Below are 26,248 nucleotides of genomic sequence, written 5' to 3' on the forward strand. Positions count from 1 at the left end.
GAGATAACTGAACTGAACTGTATAGTTCACTAAAGTCGGGGGGACGGCAGAACGACGTCCGACCACCAAGAGAGAAGGCATCATGACCACGCTGGGTTCCGCAACCGACACCGCCACCGCGAGCCGTTCGGTGGTCGACGTGCTTCAGCCGGTCCGCGCCCTGGAGGGCGACGGGTATCCGGTGCGCCGCCCCTTCCCCACCCCCGGCATCCCGCAGCTGGACCCCTTCCTGACGGTCGACCACGTCGGACCGGTGGACCTCGGACCGGGCGAGCCCAGGGGCGCCTCCGAGCACCCGCACCGCGGGTTCGAGTCCCTCACGTACGTCCTGGACGGGGACGTCGAGTACGCGGACTCGACCGGCGGCAGCGGCCGCGTCCGCCCCGGCGGCGCGCGGTGGCTCACGGCCGGTGCGGGCGTGCTGCACTCGGCGCAGCCCATCGCGGACTTCCGCGCGGCCGGCGGCCTCCAGCACCACCTGCACATCTGGGTCAACCTGCCCGCCTCCCTCAAGGGACTGCGCCCGCGCTCCCAGGATCTCGGCGCCGCGGAGATCCCGGTGGTCCGCCGGCTCGACGGCTCCTGGTTCAAGGTCCTCGCGGGCACGGCGCTCGGCGTGACCGGCCCCTTCCGGACCGGGGTGCCGGTGACCGTCGTCCACGCGTCGGTGGCCCCGGGCGGCAGCGCCGCGTTCCCCGCGCCGCCGGGCCGGAACGCCGCCGTGTACGTCATGTCCGGCAGCGGGAAGGCCGCCTCGCACGAACTCGCCGACGGGGACCTGGCCGTCTTCTCGGACGACGGCGACGGCGTCCGGGTCGAGGGCGGGCCGATCGGCGCCGACCTGCTCTTCCTGTCCGGGGAGCCGATCGGCGAACCCGTGGTCCGCAGCGGCCCGTTCGTCATGAACACCCCGCAGGAGATCGACGAGGCCTTCGACGACTACGCGTACGACCGCCTCGGCCGGTACGAGGACTGACCGGCGACCGGCCCGGCCGCGGGTCCTACGCGTCGACCCCGTACTGGTTCAGGAACATCTCCACACCGCCCTGCACGAGACGCTCCGCCAGGTCCTCGTCCAGGGCGGTTCCGTATGCCCCGTAGACCAGGTGCGGGGACAGCACCAGGCCCGAGAGCTGGAGCACCGCCAGCTCCATGTCCGGGATCCGGAGCAGTCCGCGCTCGTCGAGGCGGCTGAGGGCCGTGGCCAGCGTCGCGTGCTGGCGACCCGGACCCTCCTCCTGCCAGGCGCTCCCCAGCTCGGGGAAGCGGTGGCGCTCCCCCGCGAGCACGTTGCGCAGCGCCAGCACCTCGGGGGAGGTCAGGCCCGCGACCCAGGTGCGGCAGGCCTCCACCAGGTCCGTGCGGATGTCGTCGGACTCGGCGAGCTTGGCCTGGATCACCGACTGGGCCACCTCTAGCGCCTCTTCGAGCGTCTGCCCGATCACGGCGTTGAAGAGGTTCTCCTTGCTGCCGAAGTGGTTGTAGACGGTCACCTTGGAGACTCCCGCCTCCGCTGCCAACAGGTCTATGCCGGCTCCGAAGCCGTCGCGCAGGAACACCGTCCGCGCCGCCTCCAGGATGGCCTGACGCTTGCGCGCGGCGCGGGGGCCGGAGGGGACGGCGGGCTGCTCCGCCGTGGTGCGCGCCTTCATGTCGTTCCCCTACTCCTGGGTGGTGGGAACCCCAGTCTAGGTCCAACTGAACTGAACCGTTGCGTTCAACTGAACTGAACTGTATGGTTCAGGAAGTGGCGAGGCCGGAACGGGCCCCAGCCGCAGCAGCCGAAGCATTCGAGCGGACTTTCCAGGAGGCCACTTCCATGAGCGAGACCCAGGCACCCCTCTTCGGGTCGCGAGCCCAGATCCACGTCCAGGCCTCCCCGGCCCAGGCGTACGCGGTCGTCAGCGACCTGGCCCGCAGCGGCGAGTGGAGCCCCGAGTGCCTCGGCGGCGAGTGGGCCTCCGGCGCCCCCGGCGCGGTCGGCTCGGTCTTCCGCGGCGAGAACGAGCGCAGCGAGGACGTCGTCTCCTGGGCCCCCGTGGTGCGCGGCAAGTGGACCACCTACGCCGAGGTCGTCGAGGCCGAGGCCGGCCGCACCTTCCAGTGGGCCATGCACAACAGCTCCGGCGTGAAGCAGGACAGCATCTGGGGCTTCTCCATCGAGGCCGACGGCGCGGGCAGCCTCCTCACCCACCACTTCCGGATGGGCGCCGCCACCGAGGGGATCGTCGGCATCACCGCCGAGATGGACGCCGACGCCAAGCAGAAGTTCTTCGCCGAATGGGGCGAGAAGGTGGCCGGCGACCTCGCCGAGACCCTGCAGCGCGTCAAGCCCGTCATCGAAAAGACCGCCTGACCCGGTCAGAGACCATCCCGGACCACCCCGCGACACCAACTGACCTTGTCTACACCTGACTTGAGAACGGCGAGACGATGATTCTGCAGCGCATCGGCAACAAAGGCATCCGGCTCGGGACGCTCTTCGAGCGGGCCGCCAAGAAGCACCCGACGAACGTGGTGATCCTGGACCACGACCTGGACATCGCCCCGGCACTGGGGCGCCGGGCGACCGTGGCCGAAGTGGCCGACCTGATCGACGACTTCGCGTCCCGGCTCTGGGCCGCCAAGGTCCGCCCCGGCCGGCGCGTGGTCGTCTACAAGTCCGACGGCTTCGACATCACCCTGCTGGCCTGCGCCGTGGCCCGCATCGGCGCCGTGCCGGTGCTGCTGTCGCCGAAGCTCGACGGCGAGACCGTCGCCGAACTCGTGCGCCGCACCGAACAGCCGTACCTCCTCACCGACCAGAACAAGCTGGAGACCGAGCTGCCCGACTCGGTGTTCACGGAGGCCGAGCAGGTGCTGCTCACCTCCGGCAGCTACCAGCAGGCGACCGAACTGGCCTCCCTCGCCGGGGTCGAGCGCGTCCCCGCCGTGACCATGCCGCCGGACTACCCGACCCTGATCACCCACACCTCGGGCACCACGGGCACCCCGAAGCTGGCCGTCCACACCGGTCACACCCTGCAGGCGCGCTACCTGCCGCAGGCGATGATCACCAAGCCGCTCATCCGGGGCCGCGAGACCATCGCGATGCACGTCTCCTTCGTCCACTCGCGGCTCATCACCGCGCTGGCCATCTCCCTCTTCCGCGGCTTCCCCATCGTCGTGCTCGCCGACGGCGACCCCAAGCGGGCCGCCGACCTCTTCGCCCAGCTCCGCCCCGGCATCCTGGAGGCACACCCCAACTCCTTCATGGAGTGGGAAGAGCTCGCCGACGACCCGCGCGGCCCCCTGGCGAACGTGAAGCTCTTCAGCAGCACCTTCGACGCCATCCACCCGCGGACCGTCCAGCGGCTCCTGGCGGCCACCCGCCGCAAGGCCCCGGTCTTCGGCCAGCTGTACGGGCAGAGCGAGATCGGCCCCGCCGTCGCCCGCTCCTTCTCCAAGCGCCGCGGCCTCGACGCGGACGGCCGCTGCGTGGGCATGCCGTTCCCGGGGATGACCGACGTCCGCGTCGTCAGCCGCAACGGCCTGCCCCCGTCGGAGACCAACCCCGGCTTCATCGAGGTCAAGAGCGACGGCCGGATCGTCACCTACCTCGGCGAGCAGGAGCGCTACGACAAGCAGGTCAACGACGGCTGGTGGCGCATGGGCGACGTCGGCTACCGCACGAAGTGGGGCTGCGTGCACCTGCTCGACCGCGAGGTCGACCTGATCGAGGGCTTCGGCTCCACCCTCGCCGCCGAGGACACCCTCTTCACCCGGCTCGACGAGCTCGCCGAGGTCATCATCATCCCCGACGAGAACGGCAGCGCCGTCCCCGTCGTGTGCACCAAGGACGACAAGCCGCTGGACATGGCCGCCTGGAAGTCGGCCGTGGCGGGACTCCCGCAGATGGGCGAGCCCGTCCAGTGGCGCCAGTCCGACCTGCCGCAGACGGCCACCACCAAGATCAAGCGCCTGGAACTCGCCCGGCTGCTCACCTCCGGCGCCCCCGCCGCCCGATCCCTTCAGGAGCAGGTCTGATGTCGAAGCTGATCATCGTCGGTGGCGGAATCGGCGGGCTGGCCACGGCCCTCGCCGTCACCCGGCAGGGACACACCGCACTGGTCCTGGAACGCGCCCCCGAGTTCGCCGAGATCGGAGCGGGCATCCAGCTCGCCCCCAACGGCATCCACGCCCTGGACCGCCTCGACCTCGGCGAGGCCGTCCGCTCCACCGCCGTCCTCATGGACGAGCTGCGCTTCATGGACGGCGTCACCGGCGAACACGTCGTGAGCATGGACCTGACCGACACCTACCGGGAGCGGTTCGGAAACCCGTACGCGGTCGTCCACCGGGCCGAACTGCACACCAAGCTGCTGGACGCCTGCCGGGCATCGGAGGGGATCGAGCTGCGCAGCGGCGCACCGGCCGCCGGGTACGAGCAGGACGCGAACGGCGCCTCGGTCGTCCTGGAGAACGGTGAGCGCGTCACCGGCGACGCCGTCATCGGCGCCGACGGCATCCACTCCGCGATCCGCGGCCAGCTCGTCGGCGACGGCGCGCCCCGCAACTCCGGGATCACCGTCTACCGGGCGATCATCCCGATGGAGCAGATCCCCGAGGACCTGCGCCACCTCACCTCCGTGACCTGGTGGACCGGCCCCGGCTGCCACTTCGTGCACTACCCGATCGCCGGCGGCAAGTACCTCAACCTCGCGGCGAGCAGCGACAACAGGGCCACCGAGACGGTCGCCGGAGTGCCCGCCTCGGCCGGCGACATCCGCCGCGAGTTCGGCTCGCTGGGCGCCGACGCGCAGCGGCTGCTCGCCCTCGGCGAAGGCTGGAAGTCCTGGGTCCTCGTCGACCGGGACCCGGTCGAGAACTGGACCGACGGACGGGTCGTCCTGCTCGGCGACGCCGCCCACCCGATGCTCCACTACGTGGCGCAGGGCGCCTGCCAGGGCCTGGAGGACGCCGTGATCCTGGGCGACCTGCTCGACTGCGACACCTCCGAACTCCCGCAGCGGTTCGAGAAGTTCAACGCCGACCGGCGCGAGCGCACCGGGAGGATCCAGCTCCTGGCCCGGGAGAGCATCAAGCTCTGGCACACCCACGGCGCCGCCGCTTCGGCCCGCAACGCCCAGCTCTCCTCCTACTCCGCCGACCAGCTCCACGACTACGTGGCCTGGATGCACGGAGCCCGCACCACCGACGCCACCACCCCCTCCCCCGCCACCACCAGCCGGACGGCCCCGCAGGCCGCCCCCCAGAACGGAGACCAGCGATGAGCGCCAACGGACACAGCCAGATCGCGATCATCGGCGCCGGCCCCCGCGGGCTCTCCGTACTGGAGCGGCTGGCCGCCAACGAGCGCCACAGCCCCTCGCACGCCGCGGTCACCGTCCACGTCGTCGACCCCTCGGCGCCCGGAGCCGGCCAGGTGTGGCGCCCGGACCAGTCGCAGCACCTGCTGATGAACACGGTGGCCTCGCAGATCACCATCTACACCGACGACAGCGTGCGGACCGAGGGTCCGATCGAGCCGGGCCCCACGCTCTTCGAGTGGGCGCGGAGCGTCGCCGAGGGCGGCGCGGCGGCCGCCGGCCTCCCGGACTCCACCGTCGCCGAGGCCCGCCGGCTGGGCCCGAACACCTACCCCACCCGCGCCTTCTACGGCAGCTACCTGCGCGCCACCTTCGAGCGCGTCGTGGCGAACGCCCCCGCCCACGTCACCATCGAGGTGCACGCCTCCCGCGCCGTGGCCATGGCCGACACGCACGGCGTGCCGGGCGGCCCGCAGGGCGTACGGCTGGAGAACGGCGTCCGCCTCAACAACCTCGACGCCATCGTGATGGCGCAGGGCCACGTACCGGCCCGGCTCACCCCCCGCGAGGCGAAGACCGCCAGCCTCGCCCGGATCCACCACCTCACCTACGTGACGCCGGCCAACCCCGCGGACCTGAACCTGCACGTCGTCAAGCCCGGTGAGAACGTGCTGATGCGCGGCCTGGGCCTGAACTTCTTCGACCACATGGCGCTCTTCACCGCCGGCCGCGGCGGCAGCTACGTCCGCGGCGAGGACGGCCGGCTGACCTACCTCCCCTCGGGGAACGAGCCCAAGCTCTACGCCTTCTCCCGGCGCGGCATCCCGTACCACGCCCGCGGCGAGAACGAGAAGGGCGCCTACGGCCGCTACCTGCCGCGCCTGCTCACCCCCGAGGTGATCGCCGACATGCGCCGCCGCTCCGCGGACGGCGACGGCATCAGCTTCTCCGAGGACCTGTGGCCGCTCATCTCCCGCGAGACGGAGAGCGTCTACTACGGCGCCCTGCTGAAGAACAAGGGCCGCGGCGGCGAACGTGAAGGGTTCACCGCGCGGTTCCTGTCACTGGAGCAGGAGCAGGACCGCGAAGCGCTGCTGGACGCCTACGGCATCGAGGCGGCGGAGCGCTGGAGCTGGGACCGGCTCTCCCGCCCCTACGGCGACCGGGAGTTCACCAGCCGCGGCGACTTCAGGGCCTGGCTCGTCGAGTACCTGGCGCAGGACGTCAAGGAGGCCAAGGCCGGCAACCTCAGTGGCCCGCTCAAGGCCGCCCTGGACACCATGCGGGACCTGCGCAACGAGATCCGCCTCGCCGTCGACCACGGCGGCCTGACCGCCGACTCGCACCGCGACGACCTGGAGGGCTGGTACACCCCGCTCAACGCCTTCCTCTCCATCGGCCCGCCGGCCTCCCGCATCGAGGAGATGATCGCCCTCATCGACGCCGGAGTGCTCGAACTGACCGGTCCCGGTACGGAGATCCGCGTCGACACCGCCGCCGGCGACCAGGCGACCTTCATCCTCCAGTCCCGGCTGGTGCCCGGCCCCGCGGTCCGCTCCACCGTCCTCATCGAGGCCCGGCTGCCCGAGCCCGACCTGCGGCGCACGGACGACCCGCTGCTGCGCCACCTCCTCGACACCGAGCAGTGCACGACGTACCGCATCTCCGGCGGCGACGGTTCGGGGTACGAGTCCGGCGGCCTGGCCGTCACCGAGCGCCCCTACCGGCTGCTCGACGCCCGTGGCCGGGCCCACCCGCGCCGGTTCGCGTACGGGGTTCCCACCGAGTCCGTGCACTGGGTGACGGCAGCCGGCATCCGCCCGGGCGTCGACTCGGTCACCCTCGGCGACTCCGACGCGATCGCCCGCTCCGTGCTCGCCCTGACGACCTCCGCGCCGGTCCCGACGGGTGTCGCGCCGATGCCGGCCGAGACCGACCTGACCGGAGTCCTGGTATGAGCACCGCGGACGCCCTGGACACCGCACACACCGCGGACGCCCCGGCCACCGCGGCCGGCCGGCAGGACGCGCTCACCGACGCGGGGCTGCTGTCGCCGGTACGCGCCGGGACCCCGGCCGAGGAAGCCGTCGGCGACCTGGCCTGGCTGCAGGCCATGCTCGACGCGGAGGCCGCCCTGGCCCGCGCCCAAGCCGGACTCGGCACCCTCCCCCAGGCCGCCGCCGACACCATCACCGCGGCCGCACGGGCCGAGAACCTCGACCTGCGGGCCCTCGCCCTCGCCGCCCGGGAGACCGCCAACCCCGTGGTCGGCATGGTGCAGGCGCTGACCCGGGTGGTCGCCGCCGAGGACGCCGAGGCCGCCGAGTACGTCCACCGGGGCTCGACCAGCCAGGACATCCTCGACACCGGCGCCATGCTGGTGGCCTTCCGGACCCTGACCCTGATCCGGGCCGACCTGGCCCGAACCGCCGCCGCCCTGGCCGTACTCGCCGGGGAGCACCGGGACACCGCGATGGCCGGGCGCACCCTGGCCCTGCAAGCCGTACCCACGACCTTCGGGCTGAAGGCGGCCGGCTGGCGCCAACTGGTCCTGGACGCGGAGGAGCGCCTGGGCCGGGTCCAGGACGGCGGGCTGCCGGTGTCGCTCGGCGGAGCCGCCGGAACGCTGGCCGGATACCTCGAGTACGCCCGGATCGACGGTGCGGGCACGTGGCCCGAGCCGGGCCGGTACCTGGACCTGCTGATCGACGCCTACGCCGCGCAGACCGGCCTCGCCCGGCCCGTACTGCCCTGGCACTCGCTGCGCACCCCGATCGCGGACCTCGCCGCCGCGCTGGCCTTCGCCTCGGGCGCCCTCGGCAAGATGGCCGTCGACGTGCAGACCCTGGCCAGGACCGAGATCGCCGAGGTCGCCGAGCCCGCCGTGGCCGGCCGCGGCAGCTCCTCGGCCATGCCCCACAAGCGCAATCCGGTCCTGAGCACGCTGCTGCGCAGCGCCGCCCTCCAGGTCCCGGCCCTCTCGGGCGCGCTGGTGCAGTGCCTGGTGTCGGAGGACGAGCGCTCGGGCGGTGCCTGGCACGCCGAGTGGCAGCTGCTGCGCGAATGCCTGCGCCTGGTCGGCGGCGCGGCCCACACGGCCGCCGAACTCGCCGAGGGCCTCACCCCCAGGCCGGACCGGATGCGGGCCAACCTGCGGCTCACCGGCAGCCAGGTGGTGTCCGAGCGGATCGCGGCCGTACTGGCTCCGCTGCTGGGCAAGGCGGCGGCGAAGGCCCTGCTGACCCGGATCTCGGCCGCGGCCGAGGAGAGCGGCCGGCCCGTGCACGAACTGCTCGCCGAGGAGCCCGTGCTGCACGGCCGCTGGAGTGCCGACGAACGCGTGCGGCTGTGTGATCCCGGTACGTACACCGGGGGCGCGGGTCCGCTCGTGGACCGGGCGCTGGCGCAGCGGACCTGAACCGGCCCGGCGGCCCCGGCTCCTGGATTCTCCCTTGAACTTAACTGAACTGAACTGTATGGTTCAGTCAGTGGGGAAGCCCCCGCCCAGGACGGACAACGCCCCGAGCAGGAAGCCGAGGAGCCATGAAGCCCGCACGGACCGAGACCGGACGCTGGATCGAGGACTGGGACCCCGAGAACGAGGAGTTCTGGCAGCGGTCCGGCCGCAAGACCGCCCGCCGCAACCTGATCCTCTCGGTCCTCTCCGAACACATCGGCTTCTCCGTGTGGAGCATGTGGTCGGTCCTGGTGCTCTTCATGTCACCCGAGATCGGCCTGGGCTTCACCCCGTCCGAGAAGTTCCTGCTCGTCATCGTCCCCACCCTGGTGGGCGCCCTGCTCCGGCTCCCCTACAGCTACGCGGTGACCCGCTTCGGCGGCCGCAACTGGACCGTGTTCGCCACCGCCGTCCTGCTCGTCCCGACGCTCGCCGCCCTCTGGTTCGTCCAGCAACCGGGCACCCCGCTCTGGGTGTTCCTGCTGATCGGCGCGGCCGGCGGAGTGGGCGGAGGCAACTTCGCCTCCTCCATGACGAACATCGCCGTCCTCTTCCCGCGACACCTCCAGGGCTGGGCCCTCGGCGTCAACGCGGGCGGCGGGAACCTCGGCGTCGCGGCGATCCAGCTGATCGGGCTGCTGGTCATCGCCACGGCCGGCAGCTCCCATCCCGCCTACGTCATCTCCGCGTACCTCCCCCTGATCGTGCTGGCCTCGCTCCTCGCCGCGCTGAAGATGGACAACTTCACCGCCGTGCGCGGCGCACCCGGCGCCCAGCTCGACGCCCTCCGCGACCCGCACACCTGGTGGATCTCCCTCCTCTACGTCGGCACCTTCGGCTCCTTCATCGGCTACGGCTTCGCCTTCGGGCTGGTGCTCCAGAGCCAGTTCGGAGCCACCCCGCTGGAGTCGGCCTCGTACACCTTCCTCGGACCGCTGCTCGGCTCGCTGGCCCGGCCGCTGGGCGGGCTGCTGTCCGACCGGTGGGGCGGCGCCCTGATCACCCTCTGCACCTTCTGCGCGATGGCCGCGGGCACCGGGGTCCTGCTGCTCGCCTCCGCGCAGGGGTCCTACGCGCTCTTCATCTGCGGATTCACCGCACTGTTCGTACTGACCGGCATCGGCAACGGCTCGACGTACAAGATGATCCCGGCGGTGTTCGCCAAGAGGGCCGAGGACGCCGTCACCTCCGGCCACGACGCGACGGAGGCCTTCGCCCGGGCCCGCACCCTCTCGGGTGCGCTGATCGGCATCGCCGGCGCGGTCGGCGCCCTCGGCGGGGTCGGGGTCAACCTGGTCTTCCGCAGCGCGTACGGCGGCTCCGGGAAGTCCGGTGAGCCCGCGTTCCTCGCCTTCCTCGCCTACTACCTGGTGTGCGTGCTGGTGACCTGTGCGGTCTACCTCCGCAAGCGCCCCGCCCCCGAGCCCGCCCCCCGGCGCGTCCTCGCGGGAGCCGGCCGTGGCTGAGGTCAGGACCCACTGCCCGTACTGCGCGCTCCAGTGCGGCACCGTGCTGGGCGGCGAAGCCGGCCGTACGACCGTCAGGCCCGACGAGGAATTCCCGGTGAACCAGGGCGGGTTGTGCCAGAAGGGCTGGACCGCCCCCGCCCTGCTGGGCACGCCCGACCGGCTGACCCGCCCGCTGGTGCGCGGGGCCGACGGCCGGCTCGCCCCCGCCACCTGGGAGGCCGCCCTCGACACGATCGCCGCACGGCTGCGGGACATCCGCGAGGAGCACGGCCCCGACGCGGTGGGCGTGTTCGGCGGAGGCGGCCTCACCAACGAGAAGGCCTACCAGCTGGGCAAGTTCGCCCGCGTCGCGCTCGGCACCAGCCAGATCGACTACAACGGCCGGTTCTGCATGTCCTCGGCAGCCGCAGCGGGCACCGCCGCCTTCGGGCTCGACCGCGGCCTGCCGTTCCCCGTCACCGACCTCGGCGGCGCCGAGGTGATCCTGCTCGCCGGCGCCAACCCGGCCGAGACCATGCCGCCGCTGATGCGCCACCTGAACAAGGCCCGGCTGATCGTCATCGACCCCCGGCGCACCCCCACCGCCGAGGCCGCCGCACTGCACCTCCAGCCGGCGCCCGGCACCGACCTCGCACTGGCCCTGGGGCTGCTGCACCTCGCGGTCGTCGAAGGCCACGCCGACCAGCCCTTCCTGGACAAGCGCACCACCGGCTTCGACGCCGCCTGGCGGCGGGCCGCCGCCTGGTGGCCCGAGCGCGTGGAGCGGGTCACCGGGGTCCCGGTCGCCGAACAGCGCGAGGCCGTGCGCATGCTGGCCGCCGCGGAACGGGCGTACGTCCTGACCGGACGCGGCGCGGAACAGCACAGCAAGGGCACCGACACGGTCTCGGCCTTCATCAACCTCGCCCTCACCCTCGGCCTGCCCGGCCGCGAGGGCAGCGGCTACGGCTGCCTGACCGGCCAGGGCAACGGCCAGGGCGGGCGCGAGCACGGCCAGAAGGCCGACCAGCTGCCCGGCTACCGCATGCTGACCGACCCCGCCGCCCGCGCCCACGTCGCCGCGGTGTGGGGGGTGGATCCCGAGGCCCTGCCGGGTCCCGGCCGCAGCGCCTACGAACTCCTCGACGCGCTCGGTACGGACGGCGGCCCGCGCGCCCTGCTCGTCTTCGGCTCGAACCCGGCGGTGTCCGCGCCGCACGCGGCCCGGATCGGCGAACGGCTCGCCTCGCTCGACCTGCTGGTCGTGGCCGACTTCGTGCCCTCCGAGACCGCGCTCCTCGCCGACGTCGTCCTCCCCGTGACCCAGTGGGCCGAGGAGGAGGGCACGATGACCAACCTGGAGGGGCGGGTCCTGCGCCGCCGCCGGCTGCTGACCCCGCCCGGCGAGGCCCGCAGCGACCTGGACGTGCTGCACGGCCTCGCGGTCCGGCTCGGCCGGCCCGCCGCGCAGTTCCCCACCGAGCCGCGGGAGGTCTTCGAGGAGTTGCGCCGCGCCTCGCACGGCGGGCGCGCCGACTACTCCGGCATCAGCTACGAACGCCTCGACGCGGGCGAGGCCCTGTACTGGCCCTGCCCGCAGGTACCGGCGGGCCCGGGCGGGGACGGCCCGGCCGGGGAAGCCCCCGCCGGGGAGGCCCGCGCCGGGGAGGCCCGCGCGCCGCACCCCGGTACCCCGCGCCTGTTCCTCGACGCCTTCGCGCACCCGGACGGGCTGGCCCGGTTCGCCGAGGTCGAGCACCGCGACAGCGCCGAGAGCCCCGACGCGGACTTCCCGCTGTACGCCACGACGGGGCGGGTGCTCGCCCAGTACCAGTCGGGCGCGCAGACCCGCCGGATCCCCGAACTGAGCGCGGCCGCACCGGAGATGTTCGTCGAGGTGCACCCCGATACCGCCGGGCGGCACGGGCTGCGCGAGGGCGCCGCGGCCCGGGTGAGCTCGGCGCGCGGCAGCACCGTGGCACGGGTCCGGCTGGTCGGGAGCCTGCGTACGGACACGGTCTTCCTGCCGTTCCACTTCGCCGGGGCGGGCCGGGCCAACCTGATCACCAGCCCCGCACTCGACCCGCGCAGCAAGATGCCCGAGTTCAAGGTGTGCGCGGTGCGCATCGAGCCCGTCGCCGGGGCCCGGCCGTGAGCGCGGGCGAGGTGCTGGTCGTGGGCAACGGGCCCGCCGCGAACCGCTTCGTGGAGCGGCTGCACCACCACGGCCACCGGGGCGGCGTCACCGTGCTCGGCGCCGAGCCGGGGCCCGCGTACCACCGGGTCCTGCTGGGCTCCGTCCTGGACGGCACCTTGCCCCCCGACGCGCTCGCACTGCCCGCGCCGCCTCCCGGCACCCGGCTGCACACCGGTGTCACCGTGACCCGGATCGACCGCGAAAGCCGCCTCGTGCACACGCGGGACGGGGCCGCGCACCGCTACGACACCCTGGTCCTGGCGACCGGGGCCCGGACCGTCCTCCCGGAGATCCAGGGGCTCCCGGCAGGCACCTCCCCCGAGCACGGCGTCCTGGCGCTCCGCACCCTCGCCGACGCCGAACGGCTCGGCCGGACACCACCGCGGAGCGCGGTCGTCGTGGGCGCCGGACTGCTCGGGGTCGAGGCGGCCGCCGCCCTGCGCCGGGCGGGGCACGACGTGGCCCTCGTCCACCGCGGGCCGCATCCGCTGGACCGGCGGCTGGACTCCGTCGCGGGCACCCTCCTCACCCGGCGGCTCGAAGGCATGGGCGTGGAGGTCCACACCGGCCGGCGGGCGGCCGAGCACCACCACGGGAAACTGGTCCTCGACGACGGCAGCGTGCTGGCGGCCGACATCGTGCTGCTGTGCACCGGAGCCGCACCGGAGACCGGGCTCGCCCGCCGGGCCGGGCTCACGGTCCGCTCGGGGGTCGTGGTCGACGACCTGCTGCGCACCGATGACCCGCGCATCCACGCCATCGGCGACTGCGCGGAGCACCCGGACGACGCCGCGGGGCACCTCGAACCCGCCTGGGAACAGGCCGAGACCCTCGCCGCACACCTCGCCGGGGCCCCCGTACGCCGCCGCGGCAGCCGCCGGGTCACCCGGCTGCGGGTGCCCGGCCTCGACCTCGTCCAGCTGGGCCGGGGCGCACCGGCCGCCGACGGCGACGACCCCGGCGAGCTCGTCACCTTCACCGACCCGGCGCGCGGCCGGTACGCGCGGCTGAGGCTGCACGGCGGGCGGATCACCGAGGCGGTCCTGCTGGGGCTGCCCCGGGCCATCGCCGCGGTGACCCGCCTCCACGAGCTCGATCTGCCGGCGCCCTCGGGGCGTCTGGAACTCCTGCTCGGTGTGGCGCCCGCCGCGGCGGGCGAGGAGGAACTGCCCGACGACGCGGTGGTCTGCCGCTGCAACAACGTCACGAAGCACACGCTCGCCGAGGCTTGCCGGGCCGGAGCCCACGACCTGCCCGCGATCGCCGCGGCGACCCGGGCCACCACCGGCTGCGGCGGCTGCACGGACGCGGTACGCGCGCTGTGCGGCCCATTGCGTCCTTCGGAAGGAACCGACACCCCATGAACCGCACGCTCATCGTCGCCGGGTACGGCATGGCCGGGCACCGCCTCATCGAAGAGGTGCGCTCCCTCGACACGGCCGGCCTCTGGCGGATCGTGGTCCTGGCCGAGGAGCCGCACCCCGCCTACGACCGGGTCGCCCTCTCCTCGTACCTGGACGGCCGCAGCGCGGCGGACCTCGCCCTGGCCGCACCCGGCTTCCTCGACGACCCGCTGCTGGAGCTGCGCCTGAGCACCGGCGCGGACCGCGTGGACCGTGCCGCGCGGACCGTGACCACCACCACCGGCGAGGTGATCCGCTACGACGCCCTGGTGCTGGCCACCGGATCCCGGCCGTTCATCCCGCCCGTACCGGGCCACGACCTTCCGGGCTGCTTCGGCTACCGCTCGCTCGGCGACCTCGACGCGATCCGCGCCGCGGCCGTACCGGGCCGCCCCGGAGTGGTGATCGGCGGCGGCCTGCTCGGCCTGGAGGCGGCGAACGCGCTGCGGCTGCTCGGCATGGAGCCGCACGTGGTGGAGCTCGCCCCGCGGCTGATGCCCCTCCAGGTGGACCCGGACGGCGGCGAGGTCCTCGCGCGGCACGTCCGGGACCGGGGGCTGCGGATCCACTGCGGTGTCGCGACGGCGGCGATCGAGGCCGGTCCCGACGGCCGGGCGAGCCGGGTGGCCCTGGCGGACGGCTCCACCCTCGAAGCGGCCCTCGTGGTGTTCTCGGCGGGTGTGCGCCCGCGGGACGAGCTCGCCGGACCGGCCGGTCTGGCCACCGGCGAACGCGGCGGCATCCTGGTCGACGAGCACTGCCGTACCGAGGACCCGCACGTCTGGGCGATCGGCGAGTGCGCGGCGGTGGCCGGGCGCTGCTACGGGCTGGCGGCACCCGGCTACCGGATGGCCGCGTCCGTGGCCCGCCGGCTGCTGGGCCTGGAAGCCGAGCCGTTCGGGCAGGCCGACATGTCCACCCGGCTGAAGCTGCTCGGGGTGGAGGTGGCGAGCTTCGGCGACGCCCACGGGAGCACCGCGGGCGCGCTGGAGCTCAGCCGGCGGGACGCGGCGGCCGGGACGTACGCCAAGCTCGTCCTGGACGCGGACGGCCGGACCCTGCTCGGCGGCGTCCTGGTCGGCGACGCCGGCGCGTACGGCGATCTGCAGCCCTTCCTCGGCCGGGGGGTGCCGGCCGCGGGGCACCGGCTGCTGGCCGGCGCGCACTGAGCGCGTCCGGGGGGGAACGCAGAACACCCCTCCCGGCCGTGGGGGGCCGAGAGGGGTCGCCGGGAACCGGAGCGGGACCGGATCAGTCGCGGATGACGGTCTTGGTCCGCATCAGGAACTCGCCGAGGTAGGCGTCGTGGGGAACGCCCGGCCGGATCCAGTACGTCGGGTGGTCGCCGAGGTAGACGTTGCTGATCGTGGGCTCCGCGAGCAGCTCGTCGATCAGCGCCTCGTCGTCGGTGAACGCGGTCAGCACCAGGGAGTTGCGCAGCGGCCCGACACCGTCCGCGGGCGACCACGGGGCCACCCACACGCAGGGGAAGGGCAGTTCGATGGCGGCCTGCTCCGCGTCCGGGCGGGCCAGCTGGTGCACGGCCGGGCGCAGGACCGCGCTCCCGTCGCCGAGTTCCTCCACGATGCCGTCACCGCCGAGGTGCGCCGTGGTACCGGCCGCCTTGGCGAGCAGGAACTTCTCGATCGCCCGGGCCCCCTCCACCGGCTGCACCGCCAGGACGGCCTTGTCGTCCTCCGGGGGCAGGCTCGGGATCAGCGCGAGGCGCTCGGCGATGGCCTGCGCGAGCGGCGCCGGGTCCCCGTCGATGAGCACGGTGGTGGCGTTGATGCAGGCCACCCCGCCCTGGTGGCTGATGGAGTCCACGATGGTGTCGAGGTGGTCGCGCCAGTCGACGCCGGCCGGGACCAGCATCTTCGAGCGGCCCGGACCCTGTGGCAGCACCCGGGTGCCCTCGTACTTGCGGACGACGTCGTCGCCGCCGTAGACGAGGCCGTAGTCGGCGCTGCGCAGGATCTCGTCCGCCGCCTCGTAGTCCGTGGGCAGCAGCACGACCTGGTCGTCGCCGAAGCCCGCGGCCCGCAGGGCCGAGATCAGCCGGTGCGGGGTGAACGGCTCGCGGCGCGAGGGCCGCACGGCGACCCGGTAGCCGAGGGCCAGGGCCTCCACCCACAGCGAGTGCGGGCCGGGGTGGTTGCCCGCCGCGTGCACCGCGAACACGTCGCCGCGCCGCGTCCACACGGCGCTGCCGTTGCGGGTCTCCTCGGCACGCCAGTCGTCCACGGCGCCGACCGGCCGCGCCTGGAAGGCGGCGTACCGGGACTGCTCGGTGGCCTCGATGATGGCGGCCGTCGCGGCCCGGACGACACCGATCGGCACGCCGGAGACGCGGGCGACCGTGTGCTCGTACTCCAGGAAGGACAGCCCGTCGATGGTCTCCTCGGCGAAGATCCGCCCGGCCCGCTCCAGTGCCTCCGTACGCGCGGCGAGGGGCAGCGAGGACGCCTTGCGCAGTGCGGTCATCGCCCGCGTCACGAACAGCTTGGGGACCAGGCTGAGTTCGGCGACCGGCGCACCCGTCACGTCCGTGACGGTCGTCCGCTTGCGTGCGCGGAAGGGGCCGGCGGGCCCGAGTGCGTCCAGCGTGATCAGGCCGGAACTCATTTTAATAGACCCCTTCGATGACGGTCTCGTTGTCGAACTCCTGGACCGGAGCGATGTCCGCCACGGAGTCGCCGAGCTGCCAGACGCCCTCGGGGCCGGGCACGCGCGTCGCGTAGTCGCGTTCCAGGTTGTTGGGCATGAACAGGCTCTTGCTGACGTGGTGCATGACCACCTGGCCGCGCTCGCCGTACCCGACGGTCTCCCGCGTCTTCGGGTCGACCACGTCGAAGACCATGTGCGGGGAGAACGGGTCGTAGATGCACGGGTCGTCGTCCGAGAGGCCGGGGCGCTCGGAGGCGTTGCCGAGGATCATCGTGGAGCCGTAGCCGCTGTAGAGATGGGCCTTGGGGAAGACCTCGGTGCGGTACAGGTAGCGGGTGTCGGCGTCCATCTGGGTGCCGACCCAGTTGATCGCCTTGACCTTCTCGTCGATGAGCTTGGCGAGGTCGTCGCGGCGGGCGAGGCGCTCCAGGATCGGCGGCGTGCACATCAGGACGCCGATGTCCTGGGTCTGGAGCAGGAACGCCACCTGGTCGACGATGTGCTCGGCGTAGGCGCCCGCGTCCGCGGCCCTGCCCTCGGAGATGAGCTTCTTCACCCAGCGCGGGTCGAGGTCGACGGTGAAGGCGAGGCCTCCCCGGAAGGCGGTCTGCCGCTTGATGACGTCGCCCACCATGTGGGGGCCCGTCGGGGCGACGACCAGCCAGTTCACGTTCTGCGGAACACCGTGCCGGTCCAGCTGGGCGCTGCTCCAGGTGAGCAGCCGGTCCAGCCATTCCTGGAGCAGGACGATGCGCTTGGGGGCGCCGGTGGTGCCGCCGCTCTCGTAGACGCCGACGACCTCGGGGTTCGGGCCGTAGCCGCGGGGGATGAGGTCCTCGGCGCGCACGTCGCGCAGTTCGTTGGCGAGGTTGGGGAAGCGGGACAGGTCCGCGAAACCGTGAATGTCGGTCAGCGGATCGAAGCCGAGGGTATCCGCGCGTTCGAGCCAGAACGGCGTGCCCGTTTCCGGGGAGAAATGCCACCGCAGAGCGGCACGCAGGAATACGTCGGGGTCCGGCTGGGTGTCGAGTGGAAATTCCAGCAGGGGATCAACGGTTGACACGATGCTCCTTCCGGCGGGCTGAGTGACGCCGTACCTTCCGCATGGTGGGCCGTGCTCCGCGGACGGGTCCACGCCGTGGCGGCGAGTCCGTCAACTGCCCGAAACCTGACACATTTCGACGCCGTCCCTTGCCGGATTCCCGTGCGCTCACCAACATCCGATGGTCCAGGGTCATCCGGCACGAATCACGCCCCGAAACCACTCGATCTCGCCAGGAGATGCATTAGGCATGGTCAATATCGCCGTCGTCTATTACTCGTCCACCGGAAACGTCCACAAGCTCGCCGAAGCGGCCGCATCGGCCGCCGGGAAGGCCGGAGCGGAGGTACGGCTCCTGCGCATCCCGCGGTTGAACGCCGAGACCGTCGTTCCCGGCACCGAGGACGCCGTGGCCGCGCACGGGCGGTCCGACGGCGAGATCCCCGAGGTCGGGCTCGACGACCTGCTCTGGGCCGACGGCATCCTCATCGGCACCCCCGTCCGGTTCGGGCTGCCCGCCGCCCCGGTCGGCGCCTTCATCGACTCCACCGCGCCCGTGTCGATCCCGGGCAAGCTCGCCAACAAGGTGGTGTCCGCCTTCACCTCGGGCTCGGCGCCGCACGGCGGCCACGAGACCACCCTGCTCGCGGTGCACAACGCCGTCTGCCACTGGGGCTCCCTCATCGTCTCCAACGGTTCCACCGGCGAGGTCCTCTTCCGCCCGGAGAACGGCAACCCCTACGGCAGCTCCAGCGTCACGCGAAACCGCCCCGGAAACGTCCACGAGGACAATCTCGCCGCCATCGAATTCCAGGCGCGCCGGGTCACCGAAGTCGCGGGAATCGTCGTGCGCGGGCTCGCCGCCGCCCAGTAGGAACGCTTCGCCGCACATCGCCCGCACATCGCCCGTACACCGCCCGCAATTCGCCCGCACTTCTCACGCATGTCCAATCACCTGACAGAAACCGGGACATGACATGGCGCCGCGCACGAGGCCGCGAAACCATGGGCGCCCGAGCACACCGAGGGGACGACAATTGATCACCACCGGCCGCCGTTTCGAGCAGGGCACGGCAGTGCCCGCCGTCGGAATTCTGGGAACCGGCTCCTGTCTGCCGTCCTACGTCGTCACCAATGACGAGGTCGGCGCCCCTGCGGGAGTCGACGGCGAATGGATCCACAGCAAGACCGGGATACGGAACCGCCGCTGGGCCAAGCCGGACGAGGCCACGTCCGACCTGGCCATCGCCGCGGGCCGGGCCGCTCTCGAACAGGCCGGCATCCGCGGCTCCGAGCTCTCTCTCGTCATCGCGGCCACCTCCACCCCGGACTCGCCGCAGCCGCCGACCGCCGCCCTGGTGGCCGCCGGGCTCGGCGCCGGCAGCGGCACCACCGCCTTCGACCTCAATGCGGTGTGCAGCGGCTTCACCTTCGCGCTGACCACCGCGGAGCGGATCATCCGGGGAACGGGAGGCTACGCGCTCGTCGTCGGCGCGGACGTCTACTCCCGCATCCTCGACCCGAAGGACCGCCGCACCACCGTCCTCTTCGGCGACGGCGCCGGAGCCGTCGTGCTCGGCCCGTCCGAGGGCCGCACCCTCCTCAGCGCCCGCCTGGCCGGCTTCAGCTCCGAGCACGAGCTGATCGGCGTCCCGGCCGGCGGCAGCCGCCTCCCGGCCACCGAGGACACCCTCCGCGACGGCCTGCACTACTTCACGATGAACGGCCGCGAGGTCCGCTCCTTCGTCGCCGAGAAGGTGGCCCCGGCCATCTCCGCGTTCCTGGCCGACAACGGCGTGGCTCCCGGGGACATCGCGCACTTCGTCCCGCACCAGGCCAACGGCCGCATGATCGACGACCTCGCCGACCGGCTCGGGATCCCGCGGGAACGCACCCGCTCCACCTACGAGGAGTACGGCAACACCGGCTCCGCCTCCGTGCCCGTCACGCTCGACGACGCCGTGCGCACGGGTCGGATGAAGGACGGGGACCTCGTCCTGCTCGCCGCGTTCGGCGGCGGGATGGCCATGGGTCTCGTCCTGCTCCGTTGGTGATCGCCCCCGGGTAACGGCCCCCTCCCCCAGGCTCGCCTGGCTCCCGCCCTCCCACCCTGCCCAAGGAGACAGACATGCTGAATGATGCCCAGGTCGACGCGTATCTGGACCGCATCGGTGCGACCCGCCCCGAGCGGGCCGACCTCGCCGCGCTGCGCCGGCTGCAGGAGCGGCACTGCCTGACCGTGCCGTTCGAGAACCTCGACTACCACTTCGCCGGCACCGCCGTCCACATGGACGAGCAGGTCCTGGAGAAGCTGGTCGACCGCCGTCGCGGCGGCGGCTGCTACGAGGTCAACCCCGCCTTCGGGTACCTGCTGAGCGCCCTCGGCTACGAGGTGGAGATCCTGCCCGGCCAGGTCTACCGCCCCGACGGCCCGGGCCCGTTCATGGGCCATCTCGCGCTCCGCGTCCTGCTGGACGGCGAGGCCTGGCTGGTCGACGTCGGCTTCGGCCGCAACAGCCGTACGCCGCTGCGGTTCGCCACCGCCGAGCCGCAGCAGGACGCGCACGGCAGCTACCGGGTCGTGCCCGGCGAGGGCGAGGGCGCCTGGGGCTTCGACGTCCTCCTCAACGACCGCCCGCTCTACCGGATCGACGACCGCCCGGTGCGGGTCGCCGACTTCGTGCCGACCCTGTGGTGGTGGCGGACCGCACCCGAGTCGCCGTTCCTGGCCGACGTGTTCTGCTCGCTGCCGACCGAGGACGGTGGGCGCGTCACCCTCAAGGGCAACCGCCTGACCCAGATCACGGCATCGGAGCGCATCGTCGAGGACCTGGCGGACGACGAGGCCGTGCTCGCGGCCTACCGCAAGTACTTCGGCTTCGACCTGGACGCGCTCCCGGCCACCCCCGAGCCGGGTCGCGCCGGCATCCAGACCGGCTGAGGACGGCATGGCCGACGTACTCGACGCGCTCCTGCCCCCCACCGACCCCGCCGAGCTTCCCGGAGTCTTCGAGCAAGCCTTCAACTCCGGTGAACTCGCCGCGGTGGACCGCCTCTTCGCACCCGGCGCCGTCTTCGTGACCCGTCCCGGCGAAGGCGTCACGGAGGATGCCCGGCGCGCGGCCAACGCCCGGTTCCTGGAACTCGGCGTCCCGATCGCGCTGACCCTGCGGCACACCTACGTCTGCGACGACATCGCCCTGCTCATCGGAGACTTCGTGCTCTCGGGCACCGGCCCGGACGGAACCCCCCTGCACCAGGAGGGCTCCGCCACCGACGTGGCCCGCCGCGGCCCCGACGGCCGCTGGCGCTACGTGATCGACAACCCGTCCGGCACCGACCGCGGATAGCCCCGTCCGCGCGGGCCCCTCCCTCCCGGAGGTCCCGATGCGGACCGGGACGGTCATCCGGGACGACCCTCACGTCCGACGCGTCCCCGATCCCGTCCGTCCCCGACCCCGTGCCTCCGGCGCGGGGTCGGGGCGTTTCCCGACCACCGACCCGACCCCCGACCCCCGACCCCCCACAGAAGGTTGCCTTCCGTGTCCATCCGGCTCAACCACACCATCCTCACCGCCCGGGACCGCGACGTCACCGCGGAGTTCCTGATCGACGTCCTGGGGCTCGGACCGAGCCGCACCTACGGGCCGTTCCGGGTGCTCCAGCTCTCGAACGACATCACCCTCGACGTCCTCGGCAGCGAACACGCCATCAAGGGCGCCGGCCTCGGCGCCGACGGCACGGTCACCCCGCAGCACTACGCCTTCCTCGTCGACGACCACGAGTTCGACACGATCTTCGCCCGGATCCGGGACCGCGGGCTGCCCTTCTGGGGCGACCCCTTCCACCGTCACGCCGGCGTCACCAACGCCTGGTACGGAGGCCGCGGCGTCTACTTCGACGACCCGAACGGCCACAGCATCGAAGTCATGACCGCCCCCTACGAAATGGACTGACCGTGCTCACCCAGGAAGTACAGGAAATACAGGAAGCACTGACCGCACCGGCCGCACTGACCGCACCGGTCCTCGGCCCCGGGGACGCGGGCTACGACGAGGAACGGCTCGGCTACAACCTGGCCCTCGACCACCGGCCCGCCCTCATCGTCCTGGCCCGCGACACCGCCGACGTCCGGGAAGCGGTCCGGTACGCGGCCGCGGCAGGCCTGGGCGTCGCCGTGCAGGCCACCGGCCACGGCGTCTCCCGCTCGGCCGAAGGCCAGCTGATGATCAGCACCCGGCGGATGACGGGGGTGACGGTCGACCCGGTGCGTCGCACCGCGACCGTTGCGGCCGGGACCGTGTGGCAGGACGTCCTCAGCGCGAGCGCCCCGCACGGGCTGGCGCCCCTGAACGGCTCCAACCCCGGTGTCGGCGCGGTCGGTTACACCGTCGGCGGCGGCATGGGACTGCTCGGCCGCCGCTACGGATACGCCGCCGACCACGTCCGCAGCATGGACGTCGTCACCGCGGACGGCCGGCTCCGCACCGCGACCCCCGACCGGGAGCCGGACCTGTTCTGGGCCCTGCGGGGCGGCAAGGGCAACTTCGGCGTGGTCGTCTCCATGGAGATCGACCTGTTCCCGGTCGCCGAGCTCTACGGCGGCGGACTCTACTTCGGGCCGGACACGGCGGCCGAGGCCCTGCGCGCCTACGCCGGGTGGACCGCGACGGTCCCCGAGGAGATGTCCTCCTCCATCCAGCTGATCCGCTACCCCGACCTGCCGGTCCTGCCCGAGGCGATGCGCGGCCGGTACGTCGCCCACATCCGGATCGCCTGGTCCGGCGACCACGCCGAGGGCGAGCGCCTGGTGCGGCCGCTGCGCGACGTCGGCCCGGTCCTCCAGGACACCGTCACCACGATGCCCTACCTCGAAGTCGGCTCCATCCACCACGAACCGCCGTTCCCGGTGGCGGCGTACGACCGCAACACGGCTCTGCGCGAGCTGCCCCCGGTCGCCGTCGAGGCCCTGCTCGACCTGGCCGGTCCGCAGGCGGACGCCCCGTACTTCGTGGAGATCCGCCACCACGGAGGCGCCTACGCCCGCCCGCCCCGCACCGACAGCGCGGTCGCGGGCCGGAACGCCGGGTTCATGCTGTTCTCCACCTCGATCATGGAGCCCGGCCGGCTGTCCGCCCTCCGTACGGCCCACGACCTGCTCCACCGCACGATGGAGCCGTGGAGCACCGGCGGGGCGTTCGTGAACTTCTTCGGCATCGACGACATCGGCGCCGACCGGGTCCGCAGCGCCTACACGGAGTCCGGCCACGCCCGGCTGGCGAGCCTCAAGGCGGCGTACGACCCGGCGAACCTGTTCCGGGTGACCTACAACATCGAGCCGGCCGCGAGCTGAACGCGCCGAAAGCACGGAGGGGGACGGACCATCCGGTCCGTCCCCCTCCGTCCGTGCCCGGGCTCACCTCAGCCGGTGAACTCCCGCGCGTGGTCGGCCGCCCACTCGGCGAACGTCCGCGCCGGCCGGCCGGTGATCTTCTCCACGTTGTCCGACAGGTGGGTCGGCACGCCGTCGGAGGCGGACCAGTAGCCGAACACCGCACCGGCGACCCAGGCCGGCACGATCGCGCCGAGGTCCTCGCGCGCCTGCTCGTCGGTGCGCTCCTCGAACTCCAGCTCCTTGCCGACGACCTCGGCGATGATCTCCAGCTGGCGGCGCTGCGTCACCGACTCGGGACCGCTGAGGAAGTAGCTCTGCCCCTCGTGTCCCGGCTCGGTCAGGGCCTTCACGGCGACCGCCGCGATGTCCTTCTCGTGGATGGCGTCGCTGTGCGACTCCGGGTAGGGGAAGCGCACCTTCTGCTCCGCCCGGATGCTCTCGGGCCAGCCCCACATCAGGATGTTGCTGGCGAAGTTGTGCGGGCGCAGGAAGGTGTACGCGATGCCGGACTCGACGATCGCCGCCTCCACCGAGCGGTGCATCTCGGTGATCGGCTCCTGGCCGGGGAAGCTCTCGGTCACCGTCTGGGAGGACAGCAGGACGATGTGCTTCACCCCGGCCTGCTGCGCGGCCGCGAGGAACTCGGAGACCCCCTGCGGAACGGCGTACAGGAAGACCTTCTCCACGCCCGCGAGCGCGGCGGGCAGCGTCTCGGGCCGGCCGAGGTCGGCCTCGACCACCTCGACGGTCTCCGGGGCGGCCAGCCGCGAGGGGGTGCGGGCGCCGGCCCGGACCGGGACGCCGGCCCCGATCAGCTGGGAGAGGACCTCACGGCCCACCTGACCGGTGGCGCCGATGACCAGGATCTGCGTGCTGGACATGTTGCTCCTTGGAGTCGGAAGGTGCTCAGGCACCGGTGGAAACGCGGTCTGCCGTCCGGCCCGCACGCCGCGACTTGGCGAAACGGCGGGTCAACGGCCGCTCCACTCCGGCGTAGAGGGCCCAGGAGAGGACGACGGTGATGCCCGCGGCGGCGGCGAGCAGCAGGGACGTGGTGAGCGCCGAGTAGGTCTCGGTGCCGAGCAGCTTGCGTCCGTAGGCGAGCACCACGAAGTGCAGCAGGTAGAAGGCGAAGGAGATCTCGCCGAGCCAGAGCATGGTGCGGTTCTTGAAGAGGGTGAACCGGTTCTCCACGTCCGCGGTGGCCGCGGCGGCGATCAGCAGGATCACCGGGACGATGCAGGCGGCACGCTGTCCGTACAGGTAGGGGACGTACGCGGTCAGGATGTAGCCGCCCACGAGCAGGAGCCCCGACCAGATCATGCCGATGTTCTTCCAGCGGCCGCGCTGCACGGCGTGCGCGACGAGCATGCCGAGCGCGAAGTCGACCATGCGGACGGGCGGCAGCACGTAGGTGACCCAGTACTGGATCACGGAGCTGGCCTCGCCGCCGGGGATCCCGGGGGCGTCCGGCAGCAGCGCGTAGGCGAGCATCGGGGTGGCGACGACCAGTGCGACGGTGCCGGCGATCCAGTACTTGAGGTGGCTGTCGCGGATCCGGCGGAAGAAGTTGTTCAGCATGGGGAACGCGGCGTAGAAGACCGCCTCCGCACCCAGCGACCAGCTCGGCGGGGTGACGCTGAAGTAGGTGTTGAAGTCGGGCGACCACACCTGGACCATCAGCAGGTTGGCGATCGACGTGCCGACCGGGGTGTACGCGGAGGCGAAGAGCACCATGCCCAGCACCCAGGCGACCACGTAGTTCGGGTAGATCTTCACGAACCGGCGGCGCCAGAACGCCCGTGCGGTGTCCTTCTGCCGGGCGGACCAGCTCAGGACGAAGCCGCTGAGCACGAAGAAGAAGGTGACGCCGAGGCCGCCCATCTGCCCGGCGGACTTGTAGAAGCCCATGACGTCCGCGTCTTCCCCGAGCAGCCGCAGGGCGGGGATCGGCAGGGCCGCGTGGTAGAGGAACACCAGCAGCGCGGCGGGGAATCGGAGTCCGGTCAGTGAGGGAAGCCGGCTCTGTCCACGCTCCGGGGTCGCACCCCGGACGGAGCTCGTGCCCCGGTCGGTCTGCGCGGTGGGAGCCTCGACGGTGCCGGCCGCCGGTCCTTCCGCGATCATCTGGCCGTGAGCCATGAAATTAACCATCCTTGGAAAGGGAGTTTTCGCGGTTTCCTTTATCGATCAGTCGCTGATTAGACTGCTTCCACCGGATCTCCGGCACGGCCGGTGACGTAATCTGTCAGCTGCGGCCGCGGTGCGGCTTCCCGCGAGGTCCCGACCGGTTACGACCGGCGCCGACCTGACAGATTGCCGGGGCCGAACTCCCGAACCCCCCGTTCCCCCCTTAGGTTTCCGAAGGCGTTGCCCATCTCTTGGCGATGGCGGAACGCATCGTGATATCGGCAATGACGCAATCAAGGGGAGAAACATGCCCATCGTGTCCGCAGGTGACGCCCGCGTGGACTACCAGGTCCGCGGGTCCGGCACCGGTCTGCTCTTCGTCCACGGCACCGGCTTCGGCGCCCAGGGAACCTGGGGCCACCTCGCCGACGAGTTCGCCGGGAGCCGCACCGTGCTCCTGCCGGACCTTTCCGGCTGCGGTGCCACCGAGGACGACGGCACCGAGCTGACCGTGGAGCAGCTCGCCGCCCAGGTGATCGGTGTGATCGAGGAGGCCGGCAACGGCCCGGTCGACCTGGTCGGCTTCTCGCTCGGCGCGGTCATCTCCGCGACGGTCGCCGCCACCCGCCCGGACCTGGTCCGGCGCCTGGTCCTCACGGCCGGCTGGGCCGCCCCCGAGGACGAGTACCTGCGCAACCTGATGAGCGTGTGGCGTGCGCTGGAGGACAAGCCGGACGCGTTCGGCCGCTTCGGCACCCTGACCGCGTTCAGCCGCTCCTTCCTCAACGGCATCGGCCGGGAGCAGCTCGAGGGCATCATCGCCGGCAACCAGCCGAGCGAGGGCGCACTGCGCCACATCGACCTGAACCTGCGCGTGGACATCCGGGACCTGCTGCCGAAGATCGAGGCGCAGACGCTGGTCATCGGCTGCTCCCTGGACGCCACGGTCCCCGTGGAGCACTCCCGGGAACTGCACGCCGCCATCAAGAACAGCTCGTACGCCGAGCTGGAGAGCGGCCACGTCGTGGTGTACGAGAAGCCCGTCGAATTCGTCAAGCTCGTTCAGGACTTCATCCACGCGTCCTGAATTACCCCTCCCTGAACCCATGATTCCCACTCGACCAAAGGGCGGGGCCGGTCACGACCGACCCCGCCCTTTTCGTGGCCCCAAGAGCCCGTTCGGTCGAGGGAACCGAAAGG

At 72.4% G+C, this 26,248-nt stretch carries 22 protein-coding genes; 17 read left to right on the forward strand and 5 right to left on the reverse strand.

Features of this window, described 5'->3' with window-relative positions; translation table 11 throughout:
- The first annotated feature begins 82 nt into the window (after positions 1–82).
- Positions 83–976: a pirin family protein gene (locus AC3IX6_RS17575; RefSeq protein WP_489371061.1), complete on the forward strand. Its 894-nt coding sequence runs from the start codon at positions 83–85 to the stop codon at positions 974–976.
- 25 nt (positions 977–1,001) lie between these two features.
- Here the strand turns inward: AC3IX6_RS17575 and AC3IX6_RS17580 are convergent, their stop codons facing one another.
- Positions 1,002–1,652, reverse strand: a complete 651-nt coding sequence (locus AC3IX6_RS17580; protein WP_489371062.1) for a TetR/AcrR family transcriptional regulator — start codon at positions 1,650–1,652, stop codon at positions 1,002–1,004.
- Between the two features lie 167 nt (positions 1,653–1,819).
- Between AC3IX6_RS17580 and AC3IX6_RS17585 the strand changes: the two genes are divergently transcribed.
- The 9 genes from AC3IX6_RS17585 to AC3IX6_RS17625 all read left to right on the forward strand — a co-directional run bounded on the left by AC3IX6_RS17585 (position 1,820) and on the right by AC3IX6_RS17625 (position 14,983).
- Positions 1,820–2,356 (forward strand): SRPBCC family protein, encoded by a 537-nt coding sequence (locus tag AC3IX6_RS17585; protein ID WP_489371063.1) that lies wholly within the window; start codon positions 1,820–1,822, stop codon positions 2,354–2,356.
- 77 nt (positions 2,357–2,433) lie between these two features.
- A complete protein-coding gene (locus AC3IX6_RS17590; protein WP_489371064.1) occupies positions 2,434–4,026 on the forward strand; it encodes a class I adenylate-forming enzyme family protein in 1,593 nt (530 codons plus the stop codon).
- A complete protein-coding gene (locus AC3IX6_RS17595) occupies positions 4,026–5,273 on the forward strand; it encodes an FAD-dependent monooxygenase (protein WP_489371065.1) in 1,248 nt (415 codons plus the stop codon). The genes AC3IX6_RS17590 and AC3IX6_RS17595 overlap by 1 nt, the downstream gene beginning before the upstream one ends.
- Positions 5,270–7,267 carry an FAD/NAD(P)-binding protein gene (locus AC3IX6_RS17600; protein ID WP_489371066.1) on the forward strand — a complete coding sequence of 666 codons (1,998 nt, stop codon included), beginning with the start codon at positions 5,270–5,272 and terminating at the stop codon, positions 7,265–7,267. Before AC3IX6_RS17595 ends, AC3IX6_RS17600 begins: the two co-directional genes overlap by 4 nt.
- A complete protein-coding gene (locus AC3IX6_RS17605) occupies positions 7,264–8,727 on the forward strand; it encodes a nitrosuccinate lyase (protein ID WP_489371067.1) in 1,464 nt (487 codons plus the stop codon). The genes AC3IX6_RS17600 and AC3IX6_RS17605 overlap by 4 nt, the downstream gene beginning before the upstream one ends.
- Before the next feature lie 125 nt (positions 8,728–8,852).
- Positions 8,853–10,232 carry an MFS transporter gene (locus tag AC3IX6_RS17610; RefSeq protein ID WP_489371068.1) on the forward strand — a complete coding sequence of 460 codons (1,380 nt, stop codon included), beginning with the start codon at positions 8,853–8,855 and terminating at the stop codon, positions 10,230–10,232.
- Positions 10,225–12,369, forward strand: a complete 2,145-nt coding sequence (locus AC3IX6_RS17615; RefSeq protein WP_489371069.1) for a molybdopterin oxidoreductase family protein — start codon at positions 10,225–10,227, stop codon at positions 12,367–12,369. Before AC3IX6_RS17610 ends, AC3IX6_RS17615 begins: the two co-directional genes overlap by 8 nt.
- Positions 12,366–13,775, forward strand: a complete 1,410-nt coding sequence (locus AC3IX6_RS17620) for an FAD-dependent oxidoreductase (RefSeq protein ID WP_489371070.1) — start codon at positions 12,366–12,368, stop codon at positions 13,773–13,775. The genes AC3IX6_RS17615 and AC3IX6_RS17620 overlap by 4 nt, the downstream gene beginning before the upstream one ends.
- The gene (locus tag AC3IX6_RS17625) at positions 13,772–14,983 is read left to right on the forward strand and encodes an NAD(P)/FAD-dependent oxidoreductase (RefSeq protein ID WP_489371071.1); all 1,212 of its coding nucleotides are present in this window, start codon (positions 13,772–13,774) and stop codon (positions 14,981–14,983) included. The genes AC3IX6_RS17620 and AC3IX6_RS17625 overlap by 4 nt, the downstream gene beginning before the upstream one ends.
- An 82-nt stretch (positions 14,984–15,065) precedes the next feature.
- Here AC3IX6_RS17625 and AC3IX6_RS17630 read toward each other — a convergent pair whose 3' ends face one another.
- Together AC3IX6_RS17630 and AC3IX6_RS17635 are read right to left on the reverse strand one after the other, a co-directional pair.
- Entirely contained in the window at positions 15,066–16,439 is a 1,374-nt protein-coding gene (locus tag AC3IX6_RS17630; protein WP_489371072.1) for an aldehyde dehydrogenase family protein, read from the reverse strand.
- 1 nt (position 16,440) lies between these two features.
- Complete coding sequence (locus AC3IX6_RS17635; RefSeq protein ID WP_489371073.1) at positions 16,441–17,544, reverse strand: phenylacetate--CoA ligase family protein; 1,104 nt, start codon at positions 17,542–17,544, stop codon at positions 16,441–16,443.
- Positions 17,545–17,773: 229 nt separating this feature from the next.
- On the opposite strand from AC3IX6_RS17635, the gene AC3IX6_RS17640 reads away from it, so the two are divergent.
- The 6 genes from AC3IX6_RS17640 (at position 17,774) to AC3IX6_RS17665 (ending at position 22,876) form a co-directional block, all read left to right on the forward strand.
- Positions 17,774–18,397 carry a flavodoxin family protein gene (locus tag AC3IX6_RS17640; RefSeq protein ID WP_489371074.1) on the forward strand — a complete coding sequence of 208 codons (624 nt, stop codon included), beginning with the start codon at positions 17,774–17,776 and terminating at the stop codon, positions 18,395–18,397.
- Between the two features lie 163 nt (positions 18,398–18,560).
- Positions 18,561–19,577 (forward strand): 3-oxoacyl-ACP synthase III family protein, encoded by a 1,017-nt coding sequence (locus AC3IX6_RS17645; protein WP_489371075.1) that lies wholly within the window; start codon positions 18,561–18,563, stop codon positions 19,575–19,577.
- A gap of 74 nt (positions 19,578–19,651) precedes the next feature.
- Positions 19,652–20,464 carry an arylamine N-acetyltransferase family protein gene (locus tag AC3IX6_RS17650; protein WP_489371076.1) on the forward strand — a complete coding sequence of 271 codons (813 nt, stop codon included), beginning with the start codon at positions 19,652–19,654 and terminating at the stop codon, positions 20,462–20,464.
- A gap of 7 nt (positions 20,465–20,471) precedes the next feature.
- Positions 20,472–20,873: a YybH family protein gene (locus tag AC3IX6_RS17655; protein WP_489371077.1), complete on the forward strand. Its 402-nt coding sequence runs from the start codon at positions 20,472–20,474 to the stop codon at positions 20,871–20,873.
- A gap of 192 nt (positions 20,874–21,065) precedes the next feature.
- A complete protein-coding gene (locus tag AC3IX6_RS17660; protein WP_489371078.1) occupies positions 21,066–21,479 on the forward strand; it encodes a VOC family protein in 414 nt (137 codons plus the stop codon).
- A gap of 2 nt (positions 21,480–21,481) precedes the next feature.
- Positions 21,482–22,876 (forward strand): FAD-binding oxidoreductase, encoded by a 1,395-nt coding sequence (locus AC3IX6_RS17665; RefSeq protein ID WP_489371079.1) that lies wholly within the window; start codon positions 21,482–21,484, stop codon positions 22,874–22,876.
- A gap of 68 nt (positions 22,877–22,944) precedes the next feature.
- Here AC3IX6_RS17665 and AC3IX6_RS17670 read toward each other — a convergent pair whose 3' ends face one another.
- Both AC3IX6_RS17670 and AC3IX6_RS17675 read right to left on the reverse strand, forming a co-directional pair.
- Positions 22,945–23,799, reverse strand: a complete 855-nt coding sequence (locus AC3IX6_RS17670; protein WP_489371080.1) for an NAD(P)H-binding protein — start codon at positions 23,797–23,799, stop codon at positions 22,945–22,947.
- 25 nt (positions 23,800–23,824) lie between these two features.
- The gene (locus tag AC3IX6_RS17675) at positions 23,825–25,060 is read right to left on the reverse strand and encodes an acyltransferase family protein (RefSeq protein WP_489371081.1); all 1,236 of its coding nucleotides are present in this window, start codon (positions 25,058–25,060) and stop codon (positions 23,825–23,827) included.
- 295 nt (positions 25,061–25,355) lie between these two features.
- Between AC3IX6_RS17675 and AC3IX6_RS17680 the strand changes: the two genes are divergently transcribed.
- Positions 25,356–26,135 carry an alpha/beta fold hydrolase gene (locus tag AC3IX6_RS17680; protein ID WP_489371082.1) on the forward strand — a complete coding sequence of 260 codons (780 nt, stop codon included), beginning with the start codon at positions 25,356–25,358 and terminating at the stop codon, positions 26,133–26,135.
- Positions 26,136–26,248: the final 113 nt, after the last annotated feature.

The sequence above is a fragment of the Streptomyces sp. GL_141 genome, from assembly GCF_057834385.1.

What these genes read in the sequence shown, in the direction of transcription:
- AC3IX6_RS17650 (WP_489371076.1), top strand. Translation starts at nt 19,652, where the DNA reads ATGCTGAATGATGCCCAGGTCGACGCGTATCTGGACCGCATCGGTGCG.
- AC3IX6_RS17600 (WP_489371066.1), top strand. Translation starts at nt 5,270, where the DNA reads ATGAGCGCCAACGGACACAGCCAGATCGCGATCATCGGCGCCGGCCCC.
- AC3IX6_RS17655 (WP_489371077.1), top strand. Translation starts at nt 20,472, where the DNA reads ATGGCCGACGTACTCGACGCGCTCCTGCCCCCCACCGACCCCGCCGAG.
- AC3IX6_RS17590 (WP_489371064.1), top strand. Translation starts at nt 2,434, where the DNA reads ATGATTCTGCAGCGCATCGGCAACAAAGGCATCCGGCTCGGGACGCTC.
- AC3IX6_RS17605 (WP_489371067.1), top strand. Translation starts at nt 7,264, where the DNA reads ATGAGCACCGCGGACGCCCTGGACACCGCACACACCGCGGACGCCCCG.
- AC3IX6_RS17640 (WP_489371074.1), top strand. Translation starts at nt 17,774, where the DNA reads ATGGTCAATATCGCCGTCGTCTATTACTCGTCCACCGGAAACGTCCAC.
- AC3IX6_RS17585 (WP_489371063.1), top strand. Translation starts at nt 1,820, where the DNA reads ATGAGCGAGACCCAGGCACCCCTCTTCGGGTCGCGAGCCCAGATCCAC.
- AC3IX6_RS17610 (WP_489371068.1), top strand. Translation starts at nt 8,853, where the DNA reads ATGAAGCCCGCACGGACCGAGACCGGACGCTGGATCGAGGACTGGGAC.
- AC3IX6_RS17675 (WP_489371081.1), bottom strand. Translation starts at nt 25,060, where the DNA reads ATGGCTCACGGCCAGATGATCGCGGAAGGACCGGCGGCCGGCACCGTC.
- AC3IX6_RS17630 (WP_489371072.1), bottom strand. Translation starts at nt 16,439, where the DNA reads ATGAGTTCCGGCCTGATCACGCTGGACGCACTCGGGCCCGCCGGCCCC.
- AC3IX6_RS17595 (WP_489371065.1), top strand. Translation starts at nt 4,026, where the DNA reads ATGTCGAAGCTGATCATCGTCGGTGGCGGAATCGGCGGGCTGGCCACG.
- AC3IX6_RS17680 (WP_489371082.1), top strand. Translation starts at nt 25,356, where the DNA reads ATGCCCATCGTGTCCGCAGGTGACGCCCGCGTGGACTACCAGGTCCGC.
- AC3IX6_RS17625 (WP_489371071.1), top strand. Translation starts at nt 13,772, where the DNA reads ATGAACCGCACGCTCATCGTCGCCGGGTACGGCATGGCCGGGCACCGC.
- AC3IX6_RS17575 (WP_489371061.1), top strand. Translation starts at nt 83, where the DNA reads ATGACCACGCTGGGTTCCGCAACCGACACCGCCACCGCGAGCCGTTCG.
- AC3IX6_RS17580 (WP_489371062.1), bottom strand. Translation starts at nt 1,652, where the DNA reads ATGAAGGCGCGCACCACGGCGGAGCAGCCCGCCGTCCCCTCCGGCCCC.
- AC3IX6_RS17670 (WP_489371080.1), bottom strand. Translation starts at nt 23,799, where the DNA reads ATGTCCAGCACGCAGATCCTGGTCATCGGCGCCACCGGTCAGGTGGGC.